General features: G+C 73.2%; 1 protein-coding gene. It reads left to right on the top strand.

Translation table 11 applies throughout. The features are described 5' to 3' along the window. A partial coding sequence (locus VR44_RS40540) for an acyltransferase domain-containing protein (protein WP_157880578.1) occupies positions 1-471 on the top strand: 471 nt, incomplete at both ends.

Genomic DNA, 471 nt, shown 5'->3' with positions numbered 1-471 from the left:
CTCGGTGGGCGAGTTCGCGGCGGCGCACGTCGCGGGTGTGCTGTCGCTGGAGGACGCGGCGAAGCTGGTGGCCGCTCGGGGCCGGCTGATGCAGGCCCTGCCGTCCGGTGGTGTCATGGTGGCCGTCCAGGCCTCCGAGGAGGAGGTCCGGGAGCTGCTCGCCGGGCTGGAGGACCGGGCGGGTATCGCCGCCGTCAACGGTTCGGCGTCCGTGGTGGTTTCGGGCGCGGCGGAGGCCGTGGCCTCCGTCACGGAGCGGCTGTCGGCCCGGGGCCGCAAGACCAAGGCCCTGTCCGTCTCCCACGCCTTCCACTCCCCGCTCATGGACCCGATGCTCGACGCCTTCCGTACCGTCGTGGACTCGGTCTCCTTCCAGGCCCCGGAACTGCCGGTCGTCTCCACCCTCACCGGCCGCCCCGTCACGGCGGAGGAACTGCGCTCCGCCGACTACTGGGTGAGCCACGTCCGCGA

Origin of the sequence: Streptomyces katrae (assembly GCF_000966975.1) — a bacterium.
Taxonomy (GTDB): Bacteria; Actinomycetota; Actinomycetes; order Streptomycetales; family Streptomycetaceae; genus Streptomyces; species Streptomyces katrae.
The sequence above is the reverse complement of the archived record's forward strand: the minus strand, read 5'-3'. Positions and strand labels throughout refer to the sequence as shown.